Genomic DNA, 22,489 nt, shown 5'->3' with positions numbered 1-22,489 from the left:
ATTTTGTCGGCTGCATGTCCTGTGCACTTCGATACCCGTGCTTGAGGCCGATTGCCATGCCACAGCGGCGTCATCAACCTAGCCAGTTGAGCTTTGAGCTCAACAACCGGTGGTCAGAGGAAGACTACTCGGCCACCTTGGTTGTGTCGGAACTCATAGATGACCCATGGGAGGCTGTGGTAGCACCGCAGGCGTCGGAGACGCCGTTGTTCCGAGAAGATGTTTTTGTCACTGACGAGGACTATGAGGCCCCCCTTGAAGCCTCAGACGAGCCAGACACAGTACCTCTTGTTGCACCTGATGACGAGGCCGATGAATCGCAACAAGGGGCAGTCTCTCCTAACGAGGCTGAGGAAGATGACGAAACCTCATCCGAATCGGATGAGGTTTGGGACATCCCGCAAGAGAATGCCGGTCATACAATCCAACGAGTCTTCGACCCGTTGGATGACCCAGAGTGGAGTATCGTTACACCAGAGGATTTGGAAAATGATCGGCAACCCATCTTTGTCCCAAGGGGTGATCTCAACCGACGGGAACTGGATATCAGTATGTGGCTGAGCGGCATTGACGGGATCAACGAAACCGTAAAGGCCGAGGTCATGCAAACATTGTTACTAATGAGCAGTTCCCGCTTTGGCAGATGGTTTTCATGGTTGAAGGACAACAATTGGAACGGACGCTCTTTAGATATGTTTCTCGCCTTCCGATCCCACTGGTCCGAAAGTGAGGATCTGTGGGGAAAGCTGACGTGGCGGAAGGATCCCGAAAAAAAGAGGGCATGGAATTGGGAGACGATTCTGGATTACAGGGTGCTTACCCTCGATAAGGCTTTGCGCCTCATCAACTCGCGAATCGATTGCGCCATATATGAAATTATCAACGAGGAGTGGGTTGAGGACTGGGATAACCTGAATGTATGGACCCGAGTTGACAACGGCTTGTTCTCACTGGTGGATTTTGCTGTCTACCGAGCACAGCTTCATGAGGCAGAGGACTGGCAGTACAGACCAGACCTGAGTATGGACTTGCTACACATTCCGAAATCCAAGTTGCCTGGCAAGATTACGACCTATGAAGATATTGAAGAGTTTCGGCAAGACCGTGGAGCACAATCTTGGTTTGCGCGGCAAGATTGGCATGACCCTGTGGACTGGCATGACGGGCTAGGATGGTAATCTCTACCCGGAGGCTTGGAAACTATGACTCATCCACAAGCGTCCTTGCGTCTGGTCCCAGTCAAAGGTTGTTGGGTGTCGCTAGCAACACCTTTGCAGAGGGATTCAGTCTCCATCGGAGAAGTCAACGACCGCAAGGAGCAGGGCGACAACACGTTGGTTCTGGTGAAATGGCGGGACGGGCTTCGCTGGCATCAGTTGGATGAACTGCGATGCGGTTTCCAGCTAGGTTTCGTCGTCAAAGACCAACCTGTGTCCAATACTCGGCATTCGTTGGGCACCGGTACAATCCGCGCGGTGCGGACTATTGGTGATCGCGAACTCGCGTTGGTGCAACTGCACACAACAGGGGAAAGCCGCTGGTTGCCGTACGAGAACCTAGCACGCGTCATGGACGCGCGCCTCAAGTTTCCGCGCGGCGAGGTCTCGGACCCCGACGCTGTACAGCGCTTCAGACTCAAAGCGCTTGCTTACGCCTTGGATTCTTGGAATCAGGTAACCGGATCCCTTGACAGGCTGGATGTGGACCCGCTTCCACATCAGATAGATCTTGTCCATCGCATCATGACCGCTGACCAACGGAATTGGCTCATAGCCGATGATGTTGGCTTGGGAAAGACTATTGAGGTTGGCCTGCTCCTTGCGGCAATGAAGCGGCAGCGCCAAGTGCGGCGGGTCTTGGTTGTCTGTCCCGCGGCGGTGGTTCGTCAGTGGCAAGATGAGATGAAGAACAAGTTTAATGAAGAGTTCCGCATTTATGGCTTGGACTTTTCTATCACTACCGATAACCTCTCTCATTGGAGGCTATACGAAAAAGTGATCGTTTCGATAGATAGAGCAAAGACGGATAACCACCTTCAGCGATTTATGGCCTCCGGAGTATGGGATGTCATTGTATGTGACGAAGCTCACCATTTGAGCAAGATTCACGGCCAAGCCACTACACTTCGATACAATCTTCTCCAAAAACTAAGGCTTCAAACTGACGCGTGTGTTTTCTTGACTGGAACGCCGCATCAAGGACACTCCGAGCAATTTGTGAATCTATTGAACCTGCTACGCCCAGATTTACATCAACGTTTACGTAACATTTTCTTTGACAATCAAGTCGTGCCTGAGATGGTGCTTCGCAATAGAAAGAGTCTTGCCACAGACGTCAACGGAGAGTTCCTTTTCAGAGGACAGGACACACGCAGAATCGAGGTTGCGCTCTCTACAGAGGCCCAAGCTTTCAGTGAGCAACTTTTGCAGTATTTGCGCAACGGCTATAGCGCTTCTCGTAGAGGTGGAGTTCAAGGGCGAGCAATTGGTTTTGTCATGACAACATACCGGAAACTAGCATCATCCAGCATCAAGGCAATCGAGGACGCTCTGAACAGGAGACTGGCCCGGCTTGAGAGGCGAACTGACTCTGCGGTTACGGTAGCCGTAAGGCCCAGTGCACCTATTTCTCCTCCCATGAACATTGACACAGACAGAGATGCTTACGAGGACGGAACCGACGGTGATGACAATCTCGGCAATGCAGCGGATAGTCTTACTGAACAGTTATTGGGTGCTCAGACGTTCTTTACTGGAGAGAAAGAATACATCGAAGGGCTCCTTGCATCCATTCCTGCCGTGAAGACATCGGACTTGAAGTTAGAGTCATTCTTGTCGGAGATTGCTACTCCCTTGCACGAAGAAGCCAAGAAACTTCTGGTATTCACCGAATATCGATCCACACAAGATTACTTGGTGGAGGCTTTGCAAGAGCGCTTCCCTCTCTCACGTGTTCTCACACTCAATGGTGGCATGAGTTTGGAGCAAAAGCGGGAAACTACAAGCGCGTTTGCCAATGACGATAGCGCCATGTTCCTGGTTTCCACTGAGGCCGGTGGGGAAGGGATCAATTTACACTACCGCTGCCATGTCATGGCAAACTACGACCTGCCATGGAACCCCAGCCGTCTTGTGCAGCGCGCAGGGCGGCTGTATCGCTATGGTCAAAACGAACGTGTCATGGTGTTTAATCTGACTTCTAGCGATGGGTTTGACAATCAAACGCTTGGCCTCATGTTGCAAAGAGTGTACGCCATTGCACAAGATATGGCTCATGTCAGTGCTGAGTATCAGGAGGGCATGGAAACCGAAATCGTGGGTGAACTGTTAGAACGGCTTGACATGGCGGAGCTACTAGCCAACAGTCAGGCAATGAACATCAATCACACTGAGGCAGAAGTAGAAGAAGCGTTGCGACGTGCCAGAGAAGCTAAAGAGCAACAAGATAGATTGTTCGCCAATGTGAAAGGGTATGATCCAACGACCTCATCTACTCTGTATGCACTTGGTGCCAGCGACGTATTGGCCTTCTTGGAAGGTATTCTCCCGTACAAAGGCATTACATATGAGCGTCGGTTTGGTGGGCGCGCATTAGGGCTAAACTTGCCCCCGGAACTCATCGGAGCCTTCTCTGAGTTTCGACCACGCGCTTCCAACGTAGTGGTCACTGCCGACCGGCAACTTGCCCAAGAACACGGTGACATAGCTCAAATGGACTTTCGCAGTGAGTTCTTCAAGTGGCTCATTGAGTATGCTCAATCCCCTGAGTTCAGAGGCGAATTCGCAAGTGTTCCTAGCGAGGTTTCAGGGGCCCTTGCCCTCTTCAAACTTCGCTGGCAAAACGACCAAGGTGTGGCAAGCGAGGAGGAGTTGCTGCCAGTATTTTTGCCAGAGGGAAAAAAAGCACCTGTTGCACACCCGCGATTCTTCGGTGATATGTTGACTGAGCCGGCTGATTATCGTGTTGAGCCTCATGCCCTTGAACCTGATGAGCGTAGGCACCTTCTCGATATACTGGACTCAGAGGCTGCCGCTCGTTTGACAAGCCGGTGCACAATGTTTCGCCATCCCAACGACCTTATCCTTCTCGCTGCGGCGGATCTCGTATTCCAGTAACACTCCCCCTCACCTTGACGCCTGCACCCTCAGTCACTACACTCCCCGCAAGTCTTTTCGTATGCAAGGGGAGGAGAAAACTATGCTATCCGCCAGTGACAATGCACTGATGTGTCAGGTGGGGCCGGGGACGCCCACCGGCGAGATGATTCGGCAGCATTGGATCCCCGCCCTCATGTCGAGGGAGCTGCCGAGCCCGGACAGCGACCCCGTCCGCGTGCGCCTGCTCAGCGAGGACCTCGTCGCCTTCCGCGACACCGACGGCAAGGTGGGGCTCATCGATAACTATTGTCCGCACCGGCGCACGAGCCTCTTCTTCGGGCGCAATGAGGAGTGCGGGCTCCGCTGCGTCTACCATGGATGGAAGTTCGACGTGAACGGTGACTGCGTCGACATGCCGTCGGAACCCGCCGAGTCCAATTTCAAGGACAAGGTCAAGATCAAGGCCTACCCCTGCATGGAGCGCAGCGGCATCATCTGGACATACATGGGCCCACGCAGGGAGCTTCCGCCGCTGCCGGACATCGAGCCGAACATGTTGCCCGACGACGTCGAGCAGTCGGTCTGGACGGCCATGCGTGACTGCAACTTCGTGCAGGCGCTTGAGGGCGACATCGACACGTCTCACCTGGGCTTCCTGCACCTCGGCAGCGTGACGGCCGACAAGCTGTCGCCAGGCTCCTACGACTACTATACGGTCAGAGACCGCGCTCCCCTCGGCTACGACGTGGTCGACACGGACTACGGCACGTCCTACGGCGCGTGGCGACCGGCGGAAGAGGACTCCATCTACTGGCGCATCGCCCACTTTCTGCTGCCCTTCTACACCATGATCCCGACCAGCGTGCTGGGGTGGCAGATCCTGGTGCGGGCATGGGTGCCGATCGACGACGAGCACACGATGTTCTGGAACATCTCCGGCCCCAACCCCGTCGCCCGCGGCATCGGCAGCGCCGGCCTAGGAACCAACGTTCCGGGCGCCAGCCTCCTTCCCCAGTTCCTCCCCCAGGGCACCGGCTTCCTGGGCCGCTGGCGCCTGGCCGCTCGCGCGGAGAACGACTACCGCATCGACCGCGAGGCGCAGAAGACCAACAAGATCTTCACCGGCATCAGCGGCATCCACCTGCAGGACCAGTCGGTGACGGAGCAAATGGGCGCCATTGCTGACCGTACCAAGGAGCACCTTGGATCAAGCGACTCCATGGTCATCAAGACCCGGCGACGCATCATCAGCGCCTCCATCAACCTGCAGGAAGGTATGGTTCCCGCCACGGTAGACCGCCCGGAGCTTTACCAGGAGCGATCGGGCGGCACCATCTTGCCCAAGGGGCAGGGCTGGTTTGAGGCGACCCGCGATCTGCGCAAGGCGTTCGTGGACCGGCCGGAGCTTGAGGGTGCGGACCGCGGTCCGCACCGGTAAGATACCTCAATCAGGCATTGGGAAACGGGGGCCTCTTCTGGGGCCCCCGTTCTGTTTGGAGGAATCCGTGACACTTTATTTGAGAGTCTGTTTACGGTGCGGGGGAGTGTAGCCCTGGCTGCATAGGTGCCGAGCAGACATTATGGTGGTCGACCCTGTTTTGCTCCAAGCCGATTGGCAAAGGACCAACCCATTGGACCGATTGTCCATGGGCGATTGGATGCAAATACATGGCAGGGATGCGGAAGAGGAACGCCGGAATGCCAATGCTGAAATCCAGGCTGCCAACGATGCCTACTTCAGCGGTTCCCTTACGTATAGGGTCGAGCTTCACAACCTCTCTGGCGTGGGCTTTCAGGGTGGCTTCGATTATTGGTCGATTCAAGTTGAGGGCCCTAGGGATACGCAAGTGCTCCGGGCGTTGGACTTCATCAATTCAGGTGGCCCTTCACCAATTTCGCTCAACCAAGAGGACAAATATTTATGCAAGCTGGTCTCGCTAGACAAGGGCGGGATCAAGTACGTGTGGCGCGTCAAGTGGCTTGCATTTGACAACGGGTGGCAGTTTTCAGACGGTATGGAGTGAAGCTCAGACTTAATAGCCGGAAGGAAACCAACTTGGATCCGGCGAGGTGTACATCAAAGTCAACCGCCCGGTGTCGGAAAGCACGGTTTGTGGCCCGAGACAACAAACGTCGCGCCACAACATGGACAGATCAGGAGAGGGCGTTAGCTAACGCCCTCTTTCCTTGCCGTTGGAATAAGGACGCGCCCTAACGGCCTGATTCCACGAGCCGCGCAGGCCGGGGAAGTTCGTCGGGATCCACTGGGATTTCTATGACGCACGTCTGGTTGGACTCGATAGCCTCTGTAACGGCGTCGCCGACATCTTCCGCGCGGTCCACGTAATAACCACGCGCGCCAAAGAGCTCAGCCAGCTTGTCGAACCGCGGGTTGGTGATGCGCGCGCCGATCTCCCGACCAGGGTAAAGCGCCTGCTGGTAGGCCATCTCTGAGCCCCAGACGTTGTTGTTCATGACGATGGTAACCATAGCGATGCCCTCACGCACGGCGGTTTCGATCTCCTGCACGTTAAAGAGGAAACCGCCGTCGCCGTGAATGGCGACGACGGGGGCATCGGGGCGGCCCAGCTTCGCGCCAAGGGCCTCCGGGAAGGCGAAGCCCAGCCCGCCGAAGTCGAGCGGCGTGATAAGCGTTCCAGGACGGTGAAAGTCAAGCCGGTCGTAGCCGAAGGCGGGGCAAGCACCGGCGTCCAACACCATAATGGCCTCCGGCGGCAGCACCTTCCGCAACTCGCCGTAGACACGTTGCGGCTTCAGTGGTGTGCCCGTCCATGTTGACTCGTCTTCTAGCCTGGCGCGGCGCTGCGCCCTGAGGGCCGCGCCCTCGGCAGCCCACGCGGCGCGGTCGGGCTGAGCATCTCGGGGCTGCAGGGCCTCAAGCATGCTTGACAGCGCGGCGCCCGCGTCGGCCTGGATACCGACGGCCACAGGGTAGTTTCGTCCGAGTTCTCGCTCGTCAATTTCAATCTGAATGACCTTCGCGTCCGCCGATATGTAGCGGTTGTCGTAGAAGGAGGTGAAGTTTGAGAGGCGCGTCCCCGCCGCGAGGATGACATCAGCGCGGGCGCAAATCTGCCCCGCCTCGACTGCACCCGCGCGGCCAAGAGGGCCGACATAAAGGGCGTGACCGTTGGGGACAGCGTCGTTGCGGCCATAGCTGGTGATCATCGGCGCAGAGAGAAGCTCTGCGATCTGCACAACCGTCTCTGAGGCGCCGCTCTGGATTACGCCACCGCCCACGACGATGACCGGCCGCTCCGCTGATGCCAGCAGCGATGCCGAGCGACCCACAAGCTCGGGGTCGGCGGGCAACCGCTGGTGGACGCGGTAGGATGGCGGACTTGCCTCCGGGTGTTCGATAGGGGCACCGTCCAGAAGGTCGCGAGGGATGTCGATGAAGACCGGGCCCTTCTTGCCAGTCATGGCTGTGCGGAAGGCGTGGCGGAAGAGCTCAGGTATGCGTTCGGATGTGTTCACGCTGAGCGCCCGCTTGGTGACGGGACGGAAGAGAGAGACGTGATCGGCTTCTTGGAAGGCGTCGCGATAGACGACGTCGCGGGCAGGTGCGCCGGCGATGGCGATGACCGGGGAATGGCCGGTGTAGGCGGCGTAGACGCCAGTGACGAGGTTTGTCGCGCCTGGACCGTTGGTTGCAAGGCAAACGGCCGACTTCCCAGACGCACGGGCGAAGCCGTCCGCCATGAAGGCTGCACCTTGCTCGTGGCGGGTGCTGACGAACTTGATGTCCTCGGCGTCATAGAGGGCGTCGAGAATCTCGAGGAATGTGCCGCCTACGATGCCAAAGACGTAGGAAATGCCCTCGGCTCTAAGCGCCTCCACTACGGACTGACCGGGCGACAATCGCGCCATGTCTGATTCCTCTTATTTCTAGAAGACTGCTACAGGGTTTGCGGGAGAGCCAGTGCCGCCCTCAATACGCAGGGGATTGATTGTGAGCATGAACTCCCAGCGGCCACGCTCCTGACATGCCTCTGTCAGCGCCTCCAGGTCCGCGTTGTCAAGGATCCAGAGTCCCATGGCCACGATGCCAACCTGGTGAACCGGGTTCCCCAACCGGTCGAACCCGGGGTGTACCAGGCTGTTGCCGGTGTCGGAGCCGAGCATGGCGATGGAGCGCTCGTGGTAGAAGGGCAGGCAGTTGGCGTGCGTGCCGGTGCCTCCCTCTCCGGCGATGTTCCACGGCCCCAACTCGGCACGTCGCCGGAGTTGCCCTGTGCGCACCAACAGGACGTCACCAGGTTCCACACGCACGCCCTGTGCCTCCTCTGCCGCTTCAATATCCTCACGGAGGATGCCCTCGCCGGGGTTGAACCACGGGACGCCGCGCAGCCTAGGGATGTCCAGCAGGACACCGCGGGTCAGGATGCCGCCCTGCAGCACTTCAATCGATTCCCACGTGGCGCCGTAGCGGGTGGACACGAGGCTGGACGGCTTGCCGTTGTACATTTTCCCGTCGAAGAAAAAGTGCGCCAAGCTGTCGACGTGGGTGACGGTATGGCCGTGGAAGGCCACGCCGATAAAGTCCGATGATGTCTGATAGGGCCGTGGCGGCCCTGCCTTCTCGTCATGCGCGTAGCCCTCACCCGATTCAATCATGTAGTGGACGGGCTGTGCCATGACATCCGGGCCGGGAGCGTTGTTGAGCGTTCGCGAGCACGACACGGTAACGCCCTCTCGCACCAGCGACACAGCACGACGGCGCGTTTCCGGTGTGATGTGGTTCATGGTGCCAAGCTGGTCATCGTCGCCCCAGCGACCCCAGTTGCTCAGAGACTCGAAGTAAGCGAGCACTTCGTCTTGCGTCGGCAAGTCCGGCATGGCTGCACCTCACTAGCCCGAGGACGTAAGTCGGCCGCTGCACGCTGCACCGGCAGAGGCAAGGATACCTGCGAGGGACAGTTGGGGCAAGACAAAGCGAGGGGCGGCACAGGGCTAACCCCCTCGTCTCAAACCACTCCGGAGCGCCTATGCAGCCACAACTGTCTCTGCTGGTGTGGCCGTCGCAACGAACGATAGCCCGTTGCTATCGGCGTACACGTCGACATAGACCGTGTCGCCGTGACTAAAGTCTCCGTTCAGGATGCGGTTGGACAGCGGGTTTTCGATGTGGCGCTGCACCGCCCGCCGCAACGGCCGGGCGCCATACACCGGATCGTAGCCCTCCTTCACCAGCCAGTCTTTGGCGGCATCAGAAACACGTAGAGCGATGGACTGCTCCTCCAGCCTCGACTGCACCGCGACCGCCATCAACTCAACAATTCGGTGCAGGTCGTCGCGGGTCAGTGAGTCAAAGATGATGGCTTCATCCAGACGGTTGAGAAACTCCGGGCGGAACTCCCTCTTCAGAGCAATATCAATCGTTACGCGCGTGCGCTCGCGCTGGGCTTCATAGCTGGCGTCGCCACGCCGAAAGCCCATGGCGTTGCTCCGGCCGATGTCTCCCGTCCCTACGTTGCTCGTCATGATGATGATCGTATTGCGGAAGTCGACCGCGTTGCCGTGGCCGTCGGTCAAGCGGCCGTCCTCCAGCAGTTGAAGCAGGATGTTAAACACCTGGGGGTGCGCCTTTTCGATCTCATCAAAGAGCACTACGCGGAACGGACGGCGGCGCACCTGCTCCGTGAGCTGGCCGCCTTCGTCATAGCCGACATAGCCCGGGGGGGCGCCGACCAGCCGCGAGACGGTGTGGTATTCCATATACTCCGACATGTCGATGCGGATGAGCGCCTCCTCGTCGTCGAAGAGGAACTCCGCCAAGGTCCGAGCCAACTCAGTCTTGCCGACGCCCGTAGGCCCAAGAAACATGAACGCGCCAATAGGCCGCTTGGGGTCCTTCAGGCCCGCCCGGGCGCGTCGAATAGCCTCGGACACTACCGTCACCGCTTCCTCCTGGCCGACGACCCGCTTGTGCAGCGCCTCCTCCATGTGCAGCAGCCGGTCCGCCTCCGACTGCATCAGTTGGCTCACGGGAACACCTGTCCATACGGTGATCAACGCCGCGATCTCGTCCTCCCTGACGGCCATGTCCAGCTTCTCGTCGGCCAACCAGGCGTCGCGCTCCGTGGCGGCGGCGTGCTCCACCTGCACCCGCTCGGCGCGCAGTTCGGACGCGAACTGGTAGTCAGCGCGATTGGCGGCCGCCTCCTCCTGGTCCTGCAATTCCGACGCGCGGCGCTGCAACTCTTTGATCCCTTCGGGCATACTGGACATTTGCAGACGCAGCTTGGCCGCGGCCTCATCAATCAGGTCGATTGCCTTGTCAGGCAGGTGGCGTTCCGTTACGTAACGCTTGCTGAGGCGCACGGCAGCATCCACCGCACCGTCATCGATGGTGACGCCGTGGTGCGCCTCGTAACGTGGGCGCAGCGCCTTCACCATGAGGATGGCGTCCTCCTCCGAGGGCTCGTCCACCCACACGGGCCGGAAGCGTCGCTCGAGCGCTGAATCCCGCTCGATGTACCAGCGGTACTCGTCGGGGGTTGTTGCGCCGATGACCTGGAGTTCACCGCGAGCCAGTGCCGGCTTCATCATGTTGGAGGCGTCAATGGCGCCCTCCGCGCCGCCCGCACCCACGACGGTGTGGATCTCGTCTATGAAGAGGATGACCTCACCCCTAGCTGCGAAGACTTCGTCCATGACGGCCTTCAGGCGCTCCTCAAACTCGCCCCGAAACTTGGACCCTGCCACGAGCCCTGGCATGTCCAGCCACAAGACGCGCTTGCCCTTGATGGCGTCCGGCACTCCGCCCGTTGCGATGGCTTGCGCCAGCCCCTCGACGACGGCGGTCTTTCCTACTCCCGCTTCGCCGAGCAAAACCGGGTTGTTCTTGGTACGCCGAGCGAGCGTTTGGACCGCCTGCTGCACGACTTTATCTCGCGCCACGACGGGGTCCAAACGGCCCTCACGTGCAAGCTGCGTGAGGTCGCGGCTAAACTTCTCCAGCGAGCGATAGCGGTCGTCCGCGTGGGGGTCCGTAACGCGCTGCGAGCCACGCACTTTGCTGAGAGCCTGATAGATTGTCTCCGTGTCGACCCGGCGCGCGCGTAGTATCTCAGCCGATTCCCCCGTCCGCTCATCGCTGATGGCGATGAACAGATGCTCGGTGCCAATGAAGTCATCCCGGAGTCTCTCGGCTTCAACGGACGCATCGTGCATGATGCGCTGCACACGCGGCGTCGGGTAGATCTGTTGAGACTCGTATTCGAGCCTAGGGGAACGCTGCAGCGAGGAGGCGACGTCCGCTCGGAGCGCCGCCGTGTCAACGCCGATCTCGCGTAACACCTGCACCGGCACGCCGTCCTGTTGCTCCAACAAGGCCATCAGGACATGTTCCACGTCCCACTGGGAATGCCGGTAATGCCGCACAAGTTCCTGCGAGTGCCTGATGGCCTGTACAGCCGATTGTGTAAAGTTTTCGGGATTCATCGTCATGAGCCTGCCTCCAGGTATAGCGGCACTAGCCTTCGCGCACGGTACCCTCGACCGTCTGCGTCTCAACGTCTCTCTCGGCCCCCTCAACCATTCGGTCAAGTTCGTCGCGGAGGAAGTCCACATGTCCCTCCAATTGTTGGATGCGATCAGTCAGGCGGAGGATGACTTCAACCCCCGCCGCGTTGACGCCCATGTCGTGTACCAGTGTCTTGATGCGCCGCAGCTTCTCTATGTCCCGCGGCGAGTACAGACGGATGTTGCCGCGGGACCGCGAGGGCTCCACCAATTCGATGCGCTCGAAATAGCGCAGAGACTGTGCCGTAACGCCCACCATGCGGGACACGACGCTAATCACGTAGCAGGGTTCGTCCCAACCCGGCTGCTCTCTCGTCGTCATTACTCGCCTCCCGAGTTGTTGCGAATGTCCCTAAGCCGTTCGAACAACCGCCGCTCCTCGTCGGAGAGGTCTGACGGCAGATCGGCCCTGATAGTCACAAAGAGGTTTCCCCGATCCAAGGGTGCGCCCAACTTGGGCATGCCCTGACGGCCCAACCGGAATACACGGCCGTTCTGCGATTCCGGCGGCAGCTTCAGCGCTACTTGGCCTGTCAGCGTTGGCACGACGGCCTCCGCGCCGAGGATGGCGTCGTAGAGGGGGACGGTGACCTCCGTGGAGAGGTCGTCGCCCTTGCGCTCGAATCGCGGATGCGGCTGTACGGAAACGACGAGCACGACCTGCTGGCCACCGGGCGACACGCGCACGCGCGAGCCGTTATCCACTCCCGCCGGGATGGAGACCTCACCGCGGACCGGCTGGTAGGAATAGCCCTGCCCCAGGCATGCGCGGCACGTCGCCTTGCCGATGACGCCCACACCATTGCATGCGGCGCACGGCGTCTGGCCGGCAACCTGCAAAGCGCGGATTGTGCCATGGAAGGCCTCCTCCAGCGTTAGCTCGACGGGCTGCTCCATCGGCGATGGACGCTGTGGTCCGGGGCCACGCTGCCGTGTGCCGCGAGCGGTGCGAAAGAACGAATCAAAGAAGCCGCCTGACCCGCTGTTGAAGAAATCGTCGAATGCCTCGGGGTCGATGGCCTCGGTCCGCCAGCGGCGGCCACCCTGAAACGGCGCTCCTCCGTGCTGGGCATCGCGCCAGTTGTCCCCGTAGCGGTCATAGAGGCGGCGGGACTCGGGGTTGGAGAGGACCTCGTGCGCCTCATTGATCTCCTTGAAACGCTCGGTGGCGCTGGGCTCGCCGTGGTTGACGTCCGGGTGGTACTTGCGCGCGAGCTTACGGAAGGCAGCGCGCACATCCTTCTCGCCGGCATTCCGGTCTATACCGAGAACCTTGTAGTAGTCGGGCATCATATACACTTCTCTTAAGTCAACAATAAAGTATGATACGGTTCATGTCAAGTTATTGTTTTTATTTCTCAAGAAAGTTATTGACAGAATGAATGCTCGGTAGTATGCTATTCCTTGAAGCAAGGTCAGCCCCAAGCTGGACATCACGGTTTGGGGTCTGGTACATACCATCAAGGGAGCGCCCACGCGCAAGAACAAGGAGGTAGACCATGTACAGTTTGCTTTACGACCCATTCAGGGAGCTGCGAAGGTTCCACGGCCAGCGCAACCGCGGTTGGCGTGGATTCCGCCGCTGGGGAGAGAACCCCGGCGCCGCCGAGTGGCTCCTGCCGCTCGACGTAACGGAGCGCGAGGAAGGAGTCGTGGTAACGGCATCTGTCCCGGGCTTCAAGCCGGAGGACATCGACGTCACCATCGAGGACAACGTCCTCTCTATCCATGCCAAGGCAGAGTTCTCTGAGGAGACCAGGGACGAGCGCTTCATCGTCAGGGAGCGACGCGCCGGGACCTTCCATCGCTCTCTCCGCCTGCCGGAGTCGGTCGACGCGGACGAAGCGGCCACCAACTACGATCTTGGCGTCCTTACCGTCACCCTGCCGAAGTCGGAAGAGAAGAAGGCACGCAAGCTCACGGTCAACGCCGGCAACTAATTCCGGCCGTCTTCCCTCGGCAACAGGAACGGGACGCTTGGAGCGTCCCGTTCCTGTTTGTTCGGGAGGGGTTGGCCGTCACCGCAGATTGCCCTCCGGGTCCATAGGGTTGAAGCAGGCGACGAAGTGGGCCTCGTACATCTCGACCAAACCGGGCTTGGGGTTGACGCGGCAGGTTGCCAACGCCTTGCCGCATCGCGGCAGGAATGGGCACTCGTCCGGAAGGTCCATCAGATCCGGCGGCTGCCCTTGAATCGATTCGAGTCGTTGCTGCTTCACGTCGATGCGCGGCAGGCTCCGCAGCAGCGCGTGCGTGTATGGGTTGGTCGGCCGGTCGAATAGGTTTCGTGTCGATGCCCGCTCCATGATGGAACCCGCATAGATGACGGCGATCTCATCGGCGATGCGGCTCACGACACCCAAATCGTGCGTGATATAAAGGATGGCCGCTCCATTTTGCTTCTGCAGCCGCCGCAACCTCGCAAGGATCTCCGCCTGGATGGTCACGTCGAGGTTGGCCGTGGGCTCGTCCGCGACTATGATCTTGGGACTGAGTGCCAGCGCCATGGCAAGCATTATGCGCTGCGCCTGGCCACCGCTGACCTGGTACGGGTAGCGCTTCATCATCTCCCGAGCGTCCGGCAACCCCATGTCGCGCAACAGGTCGACGGCCAAGCGCTCCGCCTGCTTGCGGCCCATTGCTAGGTGCCCCTCCAGAGCTTCAACCATCTGGTTATCGATGCGCAGTGTGGGATTGAGCGCGGCGTTGGCATCTTGTAGCACGATGCCGATTTCCTTGCCTCGGACCTGCTGCAGCTCGATCTCAGACATCTGCATGAGGTCACGGCCGTTCAGCATTACCGTGCCACCGACGACCTCCCCAGGGAACGGCGTAAGCCGCACCAGCGACAGCGCAAAGGTGCTCTTACCGGACCCGCTCTCGCCCACCAGTCCGAGGACCTGTCCCTCCTCCAGTGTGAAACTCACACCGTTGACGGCCTTTACGGTCCCCATGCGAGTGACGAAGTGGGCGTGCAGGTCACGGACTTCCAGCAGCGGAGGCATGGCGCGCGGATACCCCTCTCATTGGTCAGTAGATGTGCGAATCTAATAGGGGACTGAGCGTCGGCTAAGTTTTGCAGCAGCCCATATCAAAGTCAAGGCTACGTGTGAGGCCGGGAATGCCACTCCTCGACTGCTTCATGAGAGCCTCCGCTCCTTTACTGTGGCTAGGGCCGTCCATATAATGGACTAGTTGTAATCAACACTCTCTTCGTGAGGGCGGGCTTGGACGTTCGACCCATCTGCCAGTTCCCGGAGCCGGTGCTGACAAGAAAGACCTTGAAGGTAACCACTTTCGATGCATCGCTGCCCCCGCTGGTGGAGGAGATGATCGAGACAATGCGTCTAGCCAATGGAGTTGGCCTTGCGGCAAACCAGATTGGCGTACCGCTCATGCTCTGCGTCATCGAGATCCCAGAGGAGGGGAACGCCCGCGTCTTCGTGAACCCGGAACTGGTTTCGCAGGAGGGCGAACGCAAGCTGTACGAGGGTTGCCTGAGTGTGACTGGGTACCAGGGATTGGTCAGCCGCTCGGAGCGAGTAAAGGTGCGCTACCAAGATCTGCAGGGGCGCAAGCACCGGCTGACAGCGAGGGATAACCTGCTGGCACAGGCGCTGGAGCACGAGATCGGCCACCTGAACGGCCACCTCTACTTGGAGCATCTGGTGGCAAGGGATGCTATCTGGAAGCTGTCCGAGGGGCCGCCGCCCCAGTACGGACGTGAACACACCGACGAGCCGGACACCGTCGAGGCAACAGACGACGGCCTACCGGCAGAGAAATAGCCCGGAGCACCGTCTAGAAAGGACTTCTTTGGACCTTCTGCCACGCCTTCGTGCGCATTGCGCCGCCACGGGAGCACAGCCGTGCATCGTGGGCGGTTACGTTCGTGACGCCCTGTTGGGCCACGCCACCCACGACGTCGACCTCGCCGTGCATGAGGGCGCCGAGGCGCTGGCGGCGAGCATCGCGCAGGCCCTGGGCGGCACGCCGGTGGCTCTCAATACAGAGCGTGGTATCCACCGCGTAGACGGCGTGCCCACCGGTGGCGCCACATGGCGCGTCGACGTCTCCACCTTGCAGGGCAGCGGCATTGACGACGACCTGCGTCTCCGAGACTTCACCGTCGATGCCATAGCCGTCCCGCTGTCGGACACGGGCGGTCCCGTCTCCGAGTGGCCGATTGTCGACCCCACAGGCGGCGTGGCGGACCTGCGCGCCAGTGTCATTCGTATGACGTCTCCCGGCGTTCTCACCGATGACCCACTGCGTGCGCTGCGCTCAGTGCGCATTGCCGCACAGACCGGATTTTTCATTGACATTGACACCGCTCATGCCGTCATGGAGCATGCTCCGCTGCTGGCCAACGTCTCGGCCGAACGTCTGCGCGAAGAGCTGCTGACCATATTGTCCCTTCCGCATGTGGGCCGCTCGCTGGAATTACTGGACGAGCTTGGGCTGCTCGACGCAGTGCTGCCGGAACTTGCGCCGGCCCGCGGCGTAACGCAGCCGGTGGAGCACCACTGGGATGTCTTCCACCACACGCTGCACTGCGTGGACTTCGCAGAGAAGGTGCTCGACGGGGGTTACCGCGCAAGCGACCCAGCGGGAAGGCACATCCCATGGCCGGATTGGGCAGACGACTACTTTACGGAGGAGTATGCCGACGGCCACACGCGGGCCACGTTCCTGAAATTCGCCTGCCTGCTCCACGACGTGGCGAAGCCGGAAACCAAGTCGGTGCAGCCCAACGGCCGCGTGCGGTTCCTCGGCCATCCAGTGAAGGGCGCGACAACGGCCCGAAACGTGCTGCACCGCTTACGGACCAGCGGAAAGGCACGCGAGGCAGTCGCCGTGATGGTTGAGCATCACCTGCGTCCCAGCCAACTGGCACAGAAGGGCGATCTGCCGACGGCCCGCGCCGTCTACCGGTACTACCGCGATTTGCAGGATGTGGCAGTTGACACACTCTACCTTAGCATTGCCGACTACCTGGCGGCCCGGGGTCCCGAACTGGAGATGGACAACTGGGCCATGCACTGCGATCGGATCCGGTACACGCTGGACGAGGGCCGCGCCCAGAAGGCCCCACAGCGCCGCGAACGGCTGCTGACCGGTCATGACTTGATGACGCTGTTCAATTTGCCTTCCGGCCCGGAGTTGCGCCCTCTCCTCGAGATGGTGCAGGAGTCCGGCTTGGCGGGCGAGGTGAAAACTCGAGAAGAGGCGGTGACCCTGGTGAGCCAAGTGTTGGGAAGATCGCCCGCCGACGTGGAGGCGCGGCATGGTTAACAGGGACATGAGGCGGCTGGCCCTCGTTGTCATCCTCGTCGCAGTTGCGGTGTGGGGACTCGCCGTGAAGAGCTACGACATCAACATCTTCACCTTCAACTTCGCCCGGGGCGAAGATGACGGTCCACTGGGACTGACGCTTGGGCTGGACCTGCAGGGCGGCGTCCAGCTCATCTACGAGGCAGTCGAAGATGGCGTCACCGCGTCGCAAATGGCGGGTGTACAAGAAAAGATCGAGCGGCGCACCAACGCCTTCGGCGTTACGGAGCCGTCCATCCAACTCCTCGGGGAGAACCGCATCCTTATACAGCTCCCAGGCGTGGAGGACGTGGAGGAAGCCAAGCGGCTCATCGGGCAGACGGGCAAGCTCGAATTCAAGGAGCGCATCTGCAACGATGCGGCCTGCACGGACTTCTCCGACATTGACATAGGCCTTACCGGCGAACTCCTCGCACGCGCTTACGCCGGCACACACCCGACCACCGGCAACCCTATCGTCAACCTTGAGTTCAACTCCGAAGGCGCGCGGCTGTTCGCCGAGTCGACCGCACGCATTGCCGGGACCAACAACCGTACGGCGATCTTCCTCGACAATGACGAGATCGTCGCACCCGTCGCGCGTCAGCCCATTCTGGGCGGGCAGGCTTTCATCGAGGGCCCGGACTTCACCTTCGAACGGGTGCGCACCATCTCCATTCAACTGGAGGAAGGCCGGCTCGACACTCCTATTGCTGTCATATCCGAGCAGAACGTGGACGCCACCCTGGGCGAGGAGTCACTGAACCGCAGCCTTGTAGCGGGGATGATCGGCTTCGGGCTCGTGGTGCTCTTCATGATCCTCTACTACCGAGTCCCGGGCATCATGGCGAGCCTTGCCCTCATCTGTTACATCGTGCTCGTCATGTTCATCGTCAAACTGGTGCCTGTGACGCTGACCCTTGCGGGCATTGCGGGGTTCATTCTGTCCATCGGAGTAGCGGTGGACGCGAACATCCTCATATCGGAGCGCACCAAAGAAGAGCTGCGAACGGGCCGGGCGCTGCTTGGCGCCATCGCCACCGGCTTCAGCCGAGCGTGGCCAGCTATTCTCAACAGCAACGTCGCGACCATGATCACGTGCGCCATCCTGTTCTGGTTCGGGTCCAGGTTTGGCGCGTCCGCCGTCACCGGATTCGCGGTCACGCTCTTCATCGGCGTTGCGACTAGCATGTTCACCGCCGTCATCATCAGCCAAACGCTACTGCGCATTCTTGCGATGACGCCGCTCTCCCACTTCACCGGTCTCTTTACGCCGGTGCCCGGCAGGCGAGCGACGGTCACGGGTCCTGGCCGTAGGTCCCAGGCCCAGGGAGGGAGAGGGTAGGCTATGGACTTTGTAGGCAAGCGTAAATTCTTCTTCATGTTCTCCGCCATCATCATCCTGGTGGGTATTGTCAGCATGGTGATTCAGCCACGCTTCCAGGTGGGCATCGAGTTCGAGGGCGGTTCAGCCCTCTCAGTAACCTTCGCCGATGTAATCGACGAGGCCCGCATCCGCGAGGTTATGGCCGACCTCGGACACTCCCAAGCTGTCGTTCAGCGCCTCGGCGACACGGGTGTCCTCATCCGTACCCGCACGCTGCAGAGCCCCATGACCGAGGGCGACGTCTCCGAGCGCGAGACCATCGAGGAACGCCTGCAACTGGAGTTCGGCGCAATAGAGAGCTCGGAGCTCTCCGCAGTCTCAGAGGTTGTCGCTAAGGAGACCATCCGGAATGCGGGCATCGCCGTGGGTGTGGCGTCGGTCTTCATTATGCTCTACATCTCGTTCGCCTTCCGGCTCATGCCGAATTCCCTGCGCCTGGGCGCCGCCGCAATCATTGCCGGTATTCACGACGTGCTCATCACGCTTGGCCTGTTCTCGATCCTGGGCAAGGTGATCGACCTTGAGGTGAACGCGATGTTCATCACGGGCATCCTGACAGTGGTGGGCTATAGCGTGCATGACACCATCGTGGTGTTCGACCGTATCCGGGAGAACACGGCGCGCCGCATCTCGCGTGACTTCGCGACGACCATCAACGTGAGCATCATGGAGACGCTGGGCCGCTCCCTTACCACCAGCATCACGACGCTCACGGTGATCCTGGCGCTGCTGCTCATGGGCGGCGGCACTATTCAGAGCCTGCTCTACACGCTGCTCATCGGTGTCATTGTGGGGACGTACAGCTCCATAGGCATTGCGAGCCAGCTGCTGCTCGTGTGGGAGCAGCGCGGGTGGCTGCCCTTCCGCCGCAGCACTCCAGCGGACGCGACGACGAGGGGGTAGCGCAACCCAACATCACACAACCGACAAGAAGGGCCCCGCTTCCAATTGGGAGCGGGGCCCTCTTACTGTCTCAGGGTCCAGCTAGAGGTCCATCCATGGGTCGATGCTGACGTGAATGGCGCCGGGGGCGCCGATGCCGCCGACAGAGTCGATGGCATACTTGAGGTCCTTCAACCCAAAGTGGTGGGTGACGATCTCCTTGATGGGGTAGCGCCCGGAAGCAATGGTGCTGATGGCCCGCTCCACCGACCGATAGGAGTGGCCATGGCACCACTTCATGGTGAGGTTCTTGCGGCCGGTGCCGCCCACGGAGATGGTCTCGTTGCCAGCCGCGGGCAGGCAGACCACGGCGTTAAACGCGGCCATGTCGATGCCCTCTTTGACCGTCTCACGGCCACCACCGGTTACGTTCACGACTACGTCCGCGCCGTGGCCACCGGTGTATTGCATAACCTTCTCGACGAGATCCTCGGCCTCTACGTCCACTGTGTAGTCGGCACCCATGCGGCGCGCGATCTCCAGGCGGTGCTCGTCATGGCCCATGCCGCTGACGATGATCATGGACGCTCCCGCCTCCCGCGCCGCGATGACAGCCGCGAGACCCTGCTGACCCGGGCCCTGTACGACAACGGTCTTGCCGATGGAGGCGCCACCGTACTCGACGGCCCATTCGTAGCCATTGCTGAACGGCAGGAAGAAGGCGGCCTCCGAGGCGTCGACATGGTCCGGGACCTTGTGCACCATGGCGCCCGGATGCATGTACATGTACTGGCTGTAGCCGCCCCAGAGGGCTGGCTCCACGTCGATGGGCGTGGAGCCGTACCAAAGGCGCGGATTCTCGCCGGTGTGACCGAAGGAGCTGGTCTGAGGGCAGAAGCGTGGGTACCCAGTGCGGCACAGCTCGCAGGAGCCGCATGGCACGTACTCTTCCACCGCAACCCGGTCGCCTTCCTTCACGCCCCAGCGCTTGGACGCCTCTGAGCCGATCTTGGCAACCCAGCCGAGGTTCTCGTGGCCCATGATGCGCACGCCCTCGCCCATTCGGTCGTAGCCGTGGACGTCGCTGCCGCAAATGCCGCAGCGCTCGATGCGCAGGAGCCCGCCGTCGGGCGGGATGTCCGGCAGGTCGAATTCCCGGATCTCGAACTCCCTTGGCGCAATAATGACTGCCGCCGCTGACTTCTCTGCCATGACGTCCCTCCGCTCTTCGACTAAATGTATGCCAGTCGTCCTTCGACAGGCTTAGGGCAAACAGCTTCCCCGACGCCCGCCCCTGGATTCCTGCCTCCGCAGGAATGACGATTGGGGCGCCGCCCTTCGACAAGCTCAGGGCGAACGAGCTCGCGCCGATGACCCTAGATTCGGGCTGCCAGCCGGTCGGCCGCAGCCACGCGGTAGTCCTCGCTTCGGTTGATGAGCACCGAGGCGGAGCGCACTTTGTAGCACTCAGGGTGGGTGGCTGCGTAGGACTCGATGCCCTCCTGCAGGTTGCGGGCCTCCTTCAGCAGCCGGCGCCTGTAGGCGATGATAGCCGAGTCGCTGGAGCCGAGGTGCTCGCCTGCGCGCCAGGTCAGGGCGCCCATGGACTCCTGCGTGCCCATGTCCTGCTCGCCGATGCCGCGGATGCCGGTGAAGGTCCTGTAGCGCTGCTCCTCGCGGTCGATCATGTAGTCGTTGGCGCTGTTGCTGAGGGGCCGGTACTTGTAGTCAGTGAGCGCGTGGATGCCGGTCCCGCTCCAGTGCTCGTTGATCTCTTCCTGGGTGAAGGGACGGTAGGGGTTCCAGGAGATGCTGAAGTTCCAGCAGCTGTAGTCGTCGATAGGAACCCATGCGTGACCGCCGATCTGCCGTCCGGGCTCAACGGAGCCGGGAATCATGGTGTAGAAGGGCATCAGCATCTGGGTGATGCGGAAGTAGTAGCGGTCCTGGTCGGCGTTCCGGCGAGCGGAGATCAGGAGGCCGTACTCAGTCTCATCGACGACGAAGCGGGGCGACGTGTCTGTGGTGGTGAAGTTCACCGTCTGGCTTCCGACGCGGGCCGGAGGGCGCTTGTCCGGGTTGTCGCGCATGAAGGGCGTGACGCCGCTGTGGAGGAAGGAGATGTGGCTGGAGTCTATGCCGCCCTCCACGGACTGCACCCAGTTGCTCTCCTGCACGCGCTTGGAGATGACGCGCTGGCTGTCCGGCAGGGTCGCCCAGTCAATGAGCGGCAGCTCCGGCATGTACTCAGCGGGGCCCATGTAGGCCCAGATGAGGCCGCCGTACTCGCGCGCCGGGTAGGCCTTGATCTTGACCTTGTCCTTGAAGTTGGACTCGGCGGGCTCCGACGGCATGTCGACACAGTCGCCGTTCACGTCGAACTTCCAGCCGTGGTAGACGCAGCGGATTCCGCACTCCTCGTTCCGGCCGAAGAAAAGGCTGGCGCGGCGGTGCGGACAGTAGTTGTCCACAAGGCCAATCTCGCCGTTGGAGTCCTTGAACGCGACGAGATCTTCGCCCATCAGCGTGGTGCGGACCGGCGGGCAATCCGGCTCCGGCAATTCCTCCGGCAGCAGGAACGGTACCCAGAAGCGGCGCACGTACTCGCCCATGGGCGTGCCCGGGCCAACTCGACACATGTATTCGTTGTCAGCGTCGCTCAACATCTCACCACTCTCCTCTATACACAGGACGGAGCGCCCCACGGCACCCCGTGCGGTTGCGGTATGATACTCCTCCCCGCGCGACGTGTCACGCTCAGCGCGCGCCGCTCACGCGCGTAAGCAAGCAGGATGAGTCAGGGCATTCAAGAGCACGAGGCTCTGGGGGTCTCCGGGCAACGGACCAAGCGAGGGTTGCGGAAGGTCCTTTCTGCACGGGAACTACGGGGCAACCACCATTCGTTTGACATTCGTACATGACTCTTCCCTAGCTGCAGCAGAGGTTGTTTCGCATTTGATTCGTAGGGGGCCTGTCGCATTTCAGATTCAAGACTATTATTTTGGTGCAGAACACTCCCTCCGCGTGTCCAACCCCTGACAGGGACGCCGGCGTCAAGCAAATCATTGGCAGTGTGACAGGCCGGGCGTTGAGCATTTGCCGATTGCGATGGATGGTTGCGGCTTCCATGGGGAGACGGTAGCGGAGGGAGTGGCGGCGGGGCAACACGGTCGTGTCAGGGGTGGAGGTCGGTGGTTGGCGGCGGCGGCCCCCCCCCCCCCTTGGTTTCCTCCCCCCCAACCCCCGCCGGGGAGTTTCCCGA

The 22,489-nt window shown here is 60.7% G+C and carries 17 protein-coding genes; 9 read left to right on the top strand and 8 right to left on the bottom strand.

Translation table 11 applies throughout. The features are described from left to right. Positions 1 to 86: 86 nt before the first annotated feature. The 4 genes from OXC99_11050 to OXC99_11035 all read left to right on the top strand — a co-directional run bounded on the left by OXC99_11050 (position 87) and on the right by OXC99_11035 (position 6,121). The gene (locus OXC99_11050) at positions 87 to 1,178 is read left to right on the top strand and encodes a hypothetical protein (GenBank protein MCY4625520.1); all 1,092 of its coding nucleotides are present in this window, start codon (positions 87 to 89) and stop codon (positions 1,176 to 1,178) included. Positions 1,179 to 1,202: 24 nt separating this feature from the next. Beyond that, the gene (locus tag OXC99_11045; protein ID MCY4625519.1) at positions 1,203 to 4,115 is read left to right on the top strand and encodes a DEAD/DEAH box helicase; all 2,913 of its coding nucleotides are present in this window, start codon (positions 1,203 to 1,205) and stop codon (positions 4,113 to 4,115) included. A gap of 82 nt (positions 4,116 to 4,197) precedes the next feature. Then, positions 4,198 to 5,535: a Rieske 2Fe-2S domain-containing protein gene (locus OXC99_11040; protein ID MCY4625518.1), complete on the top strand. Its 1,338-nt coding sequence runs from the start codon at positions 4,198 to 4,200 to the stop codon at positions 5,533 to 5,535. A gap of 142 nt (positions 5,536 to 5,677) precedes the next feature. Continuing rightward, a complete protein-coding gene (locus OXC99_11035) occupies positions 5,678 to 6,121 on the top strand; it encodes a hypothetical protein (GenBank protein ID MCY4625517.1) in 444 nt (147 codons plus the stop codon). Positions 6,122 to 6,308: 187 nt separating this feature from the next. Here OXC99_11035 and OXC99_11030 read toward each other — a convergent pair whose 3' ends face one another. From OXC99_11030 to OXC99_11010, 5 genes are all read right to left on the bottom strand, one after another. Beyond that, entirely contained in the window at positions 6,309 to 7,988 is a 1,680-nt protein-coding gene (locus OXC99_11030; protein ID MCY4625516.1) for a thiamine pyrophosphate-binding protein, read from the bottom strand. A gap of 18 nt (positions 7,989 to 8,006) precedes the next feature. Then, positions 8,007 to 8,957: a cyclase family protein gene (locus OXC99_11025; protein MCY4625515.1), complete on the bottom strand. Its 951-nt coding sequence runs from the start codon at positions 8,955 to 8,957 to the stop codon at positions 8,007 to 8,009. A 147-nt stretch (positions 8,958 to 9,104) separates the two neighbouring features. Next, positions 9,105 to 11,570, bottom strand: coding sequence for an AAA family ATPase (locus tag OXC99_11020; GenBank protein MCY4625514.1), 2,466 nt, complete (start codon positions 11,568 to 11,570; stop codon positions 9,105 to 9,107). A 25-nt stretch (positions 11,571 to 11,595) separates the two neighbouring features. Beyond that, positions 11,596 to 11,967 (bottom strand): MerR family transcriptional regulator, encoded by a 372-nt coding sequence (locus tag OXC99_11015; GenBank protein MCY4625513.1) that lies wholly within the window; start codon positions 11,965 to 11,967, stop codon positions 11,596 to 11,598. Next, complete coding sequence (locus OXC99_11010) at positions 11,967 to 12,938, bottom strand: J domain-containing protein (protein MCY4625512.1); 972 nt, start codon at positions 12,936 to 12,938, stop codon at positions 11,967 to 11,969. The genes OXC99_11015 and OXC99_11010 overlap by 1 nt, the downstream gene beginning before the upstream one ends. A 206-nt stretch (positions 12,939 to 13,144) precedes the next feature. Between OXC99_11010 and OXC99_11005 the strand changes: the two genes are divergently transcribed. Beyond that, on the top strand, positions 13,145 to 13,585 hold the full coding sequence (locus tag OXC99_11005) for an Hsp20/alpha crystallin family protein (GenBank protein ID MCY4625511.1): 441 nt from the start codon (positions 13,145 to 13,147) through the stop codon (positions 13,583 to 13,585). Positions 13,586 to 13,663: 78 nt separating this feature from the next. On the opposite strand, the gene OXC99_11000 is transcribed toward OXC99_11005, so the two are convergent. After that, a complete protein-coding gene (locus tag OXC99_11000) occupies positions 13,664 to 14,650 on the bottom strand; it encodes an ABC transporter ATP-binding protein (protein MCY4625510.1) in 987 nt (328 codons plus the stop codon). A gap of 222 nt (positions 14,651 to 14,872) precedes the next feature. Here OXC99_11000 and def point away from each other — a divergent pair, with 222 nt between their 5' ends. The 4 genes from def (at position 14,873) to secF (ending at position 19,248) form a co-directional block, all read left to right on the top strand. Further along, the gene (def, locus tag OXC99_10995) at positions 14,873 to 15,433 is read left to right on the top strand and encodes a peptide deformylase (GenBank protein ID MCY4625509.1); all 561 of its coding nucleotides are present in this window, start codon (positions 14,873 to 14,875) and stop codon (positions 15,431 to 15,433) included. A gap of 88 nt (positions 15,434 to 15,521) precedes the next feature. Then, the gene (locus tag OXC99_10990) at positions 15,522 to 16,940 is read left to right on the top strand and encodes an HD domain-containing protein (GenBank protein ID MCY4625508.1); all 1,419 of its coding nucleotides are present in this window, start codon (positions 15,522 to 15,524) and stop codon (positions 16,938 to 16,940) included. Then, positions 16,933 to 18,303 (top strand): protein translocase subunit SecD, encoded by a 1,371-nt coding sequence (secD, locus tag OXC99_10985; protein ID MCY4625507.1) that lies wholly within the window; start codon positions 16,933 to 16,935, stop codon positions 18,301 to 18,303. The genes OXC99_10990 and secD overlap by 8 nt, the downstream gene beginning before the upstream one ends. A gap of 3 nt (positions 18,304 to 18,306) precedes the next feature. Next, positions 18,307 to 19,248: a protein translocase subunit SecF gene (gene secF, locus OXC99_10980; GenBank protein ID MCY4625506.1), complete on the top strand. Its 942-nt coding sequence runs from the start codon at positions 18,307 to 18,309 to the stop codon at positions 19,246 to 19,248. Positions 19,249 to 19,329: 81 nt separating this feature from the next. Here the strand turns inward: secF and OXC99_10975 are convergent, their stop codons facing one another. After that, complete coding sequence (locus OXC99_10975; GenBank protein ID MCY4625505.1) at positions 19,330 to 20,439, bottom strand: alcohol dehydrogenase catalytic domain-containing protein; 1,110 nt, start codon at positions 20,437 to 20,439, stop codon at positions 19,330 to 19,332. Positions 20,440 to 20,603: 164 nt separating this feature from the next. Continuing rightward, the gene (locus OXC99_10970; protein MCY4625504.1) at positions 20,604 to 21,893 is read right to left on the bottom strand and encodes a Rieske 2Fe-2S domain-containing protein; all 1,290 of its coding nucleotides are present in this window, start codon (positions 21,891 to 21,893) and stop codon (positions 20,604 to 20,606) included. Positions 21,894 to 22,489 lie beyond the last annotated feature (596 nt).

It is taken from the genome of Chloroflexota bacterium (assembly GCA_026713825.1).
Taxonomy (GTDB): Bacteria; Chloroflexota; Dehalococcoidia; order Lucifugimonadales; family UBA1127; genus UBA1127.
The sequence above is the reverse complement of the archived record's forward strand: the minus strand, read 5'-3'. Positions and strand labels throughout refer to the sequence as shown.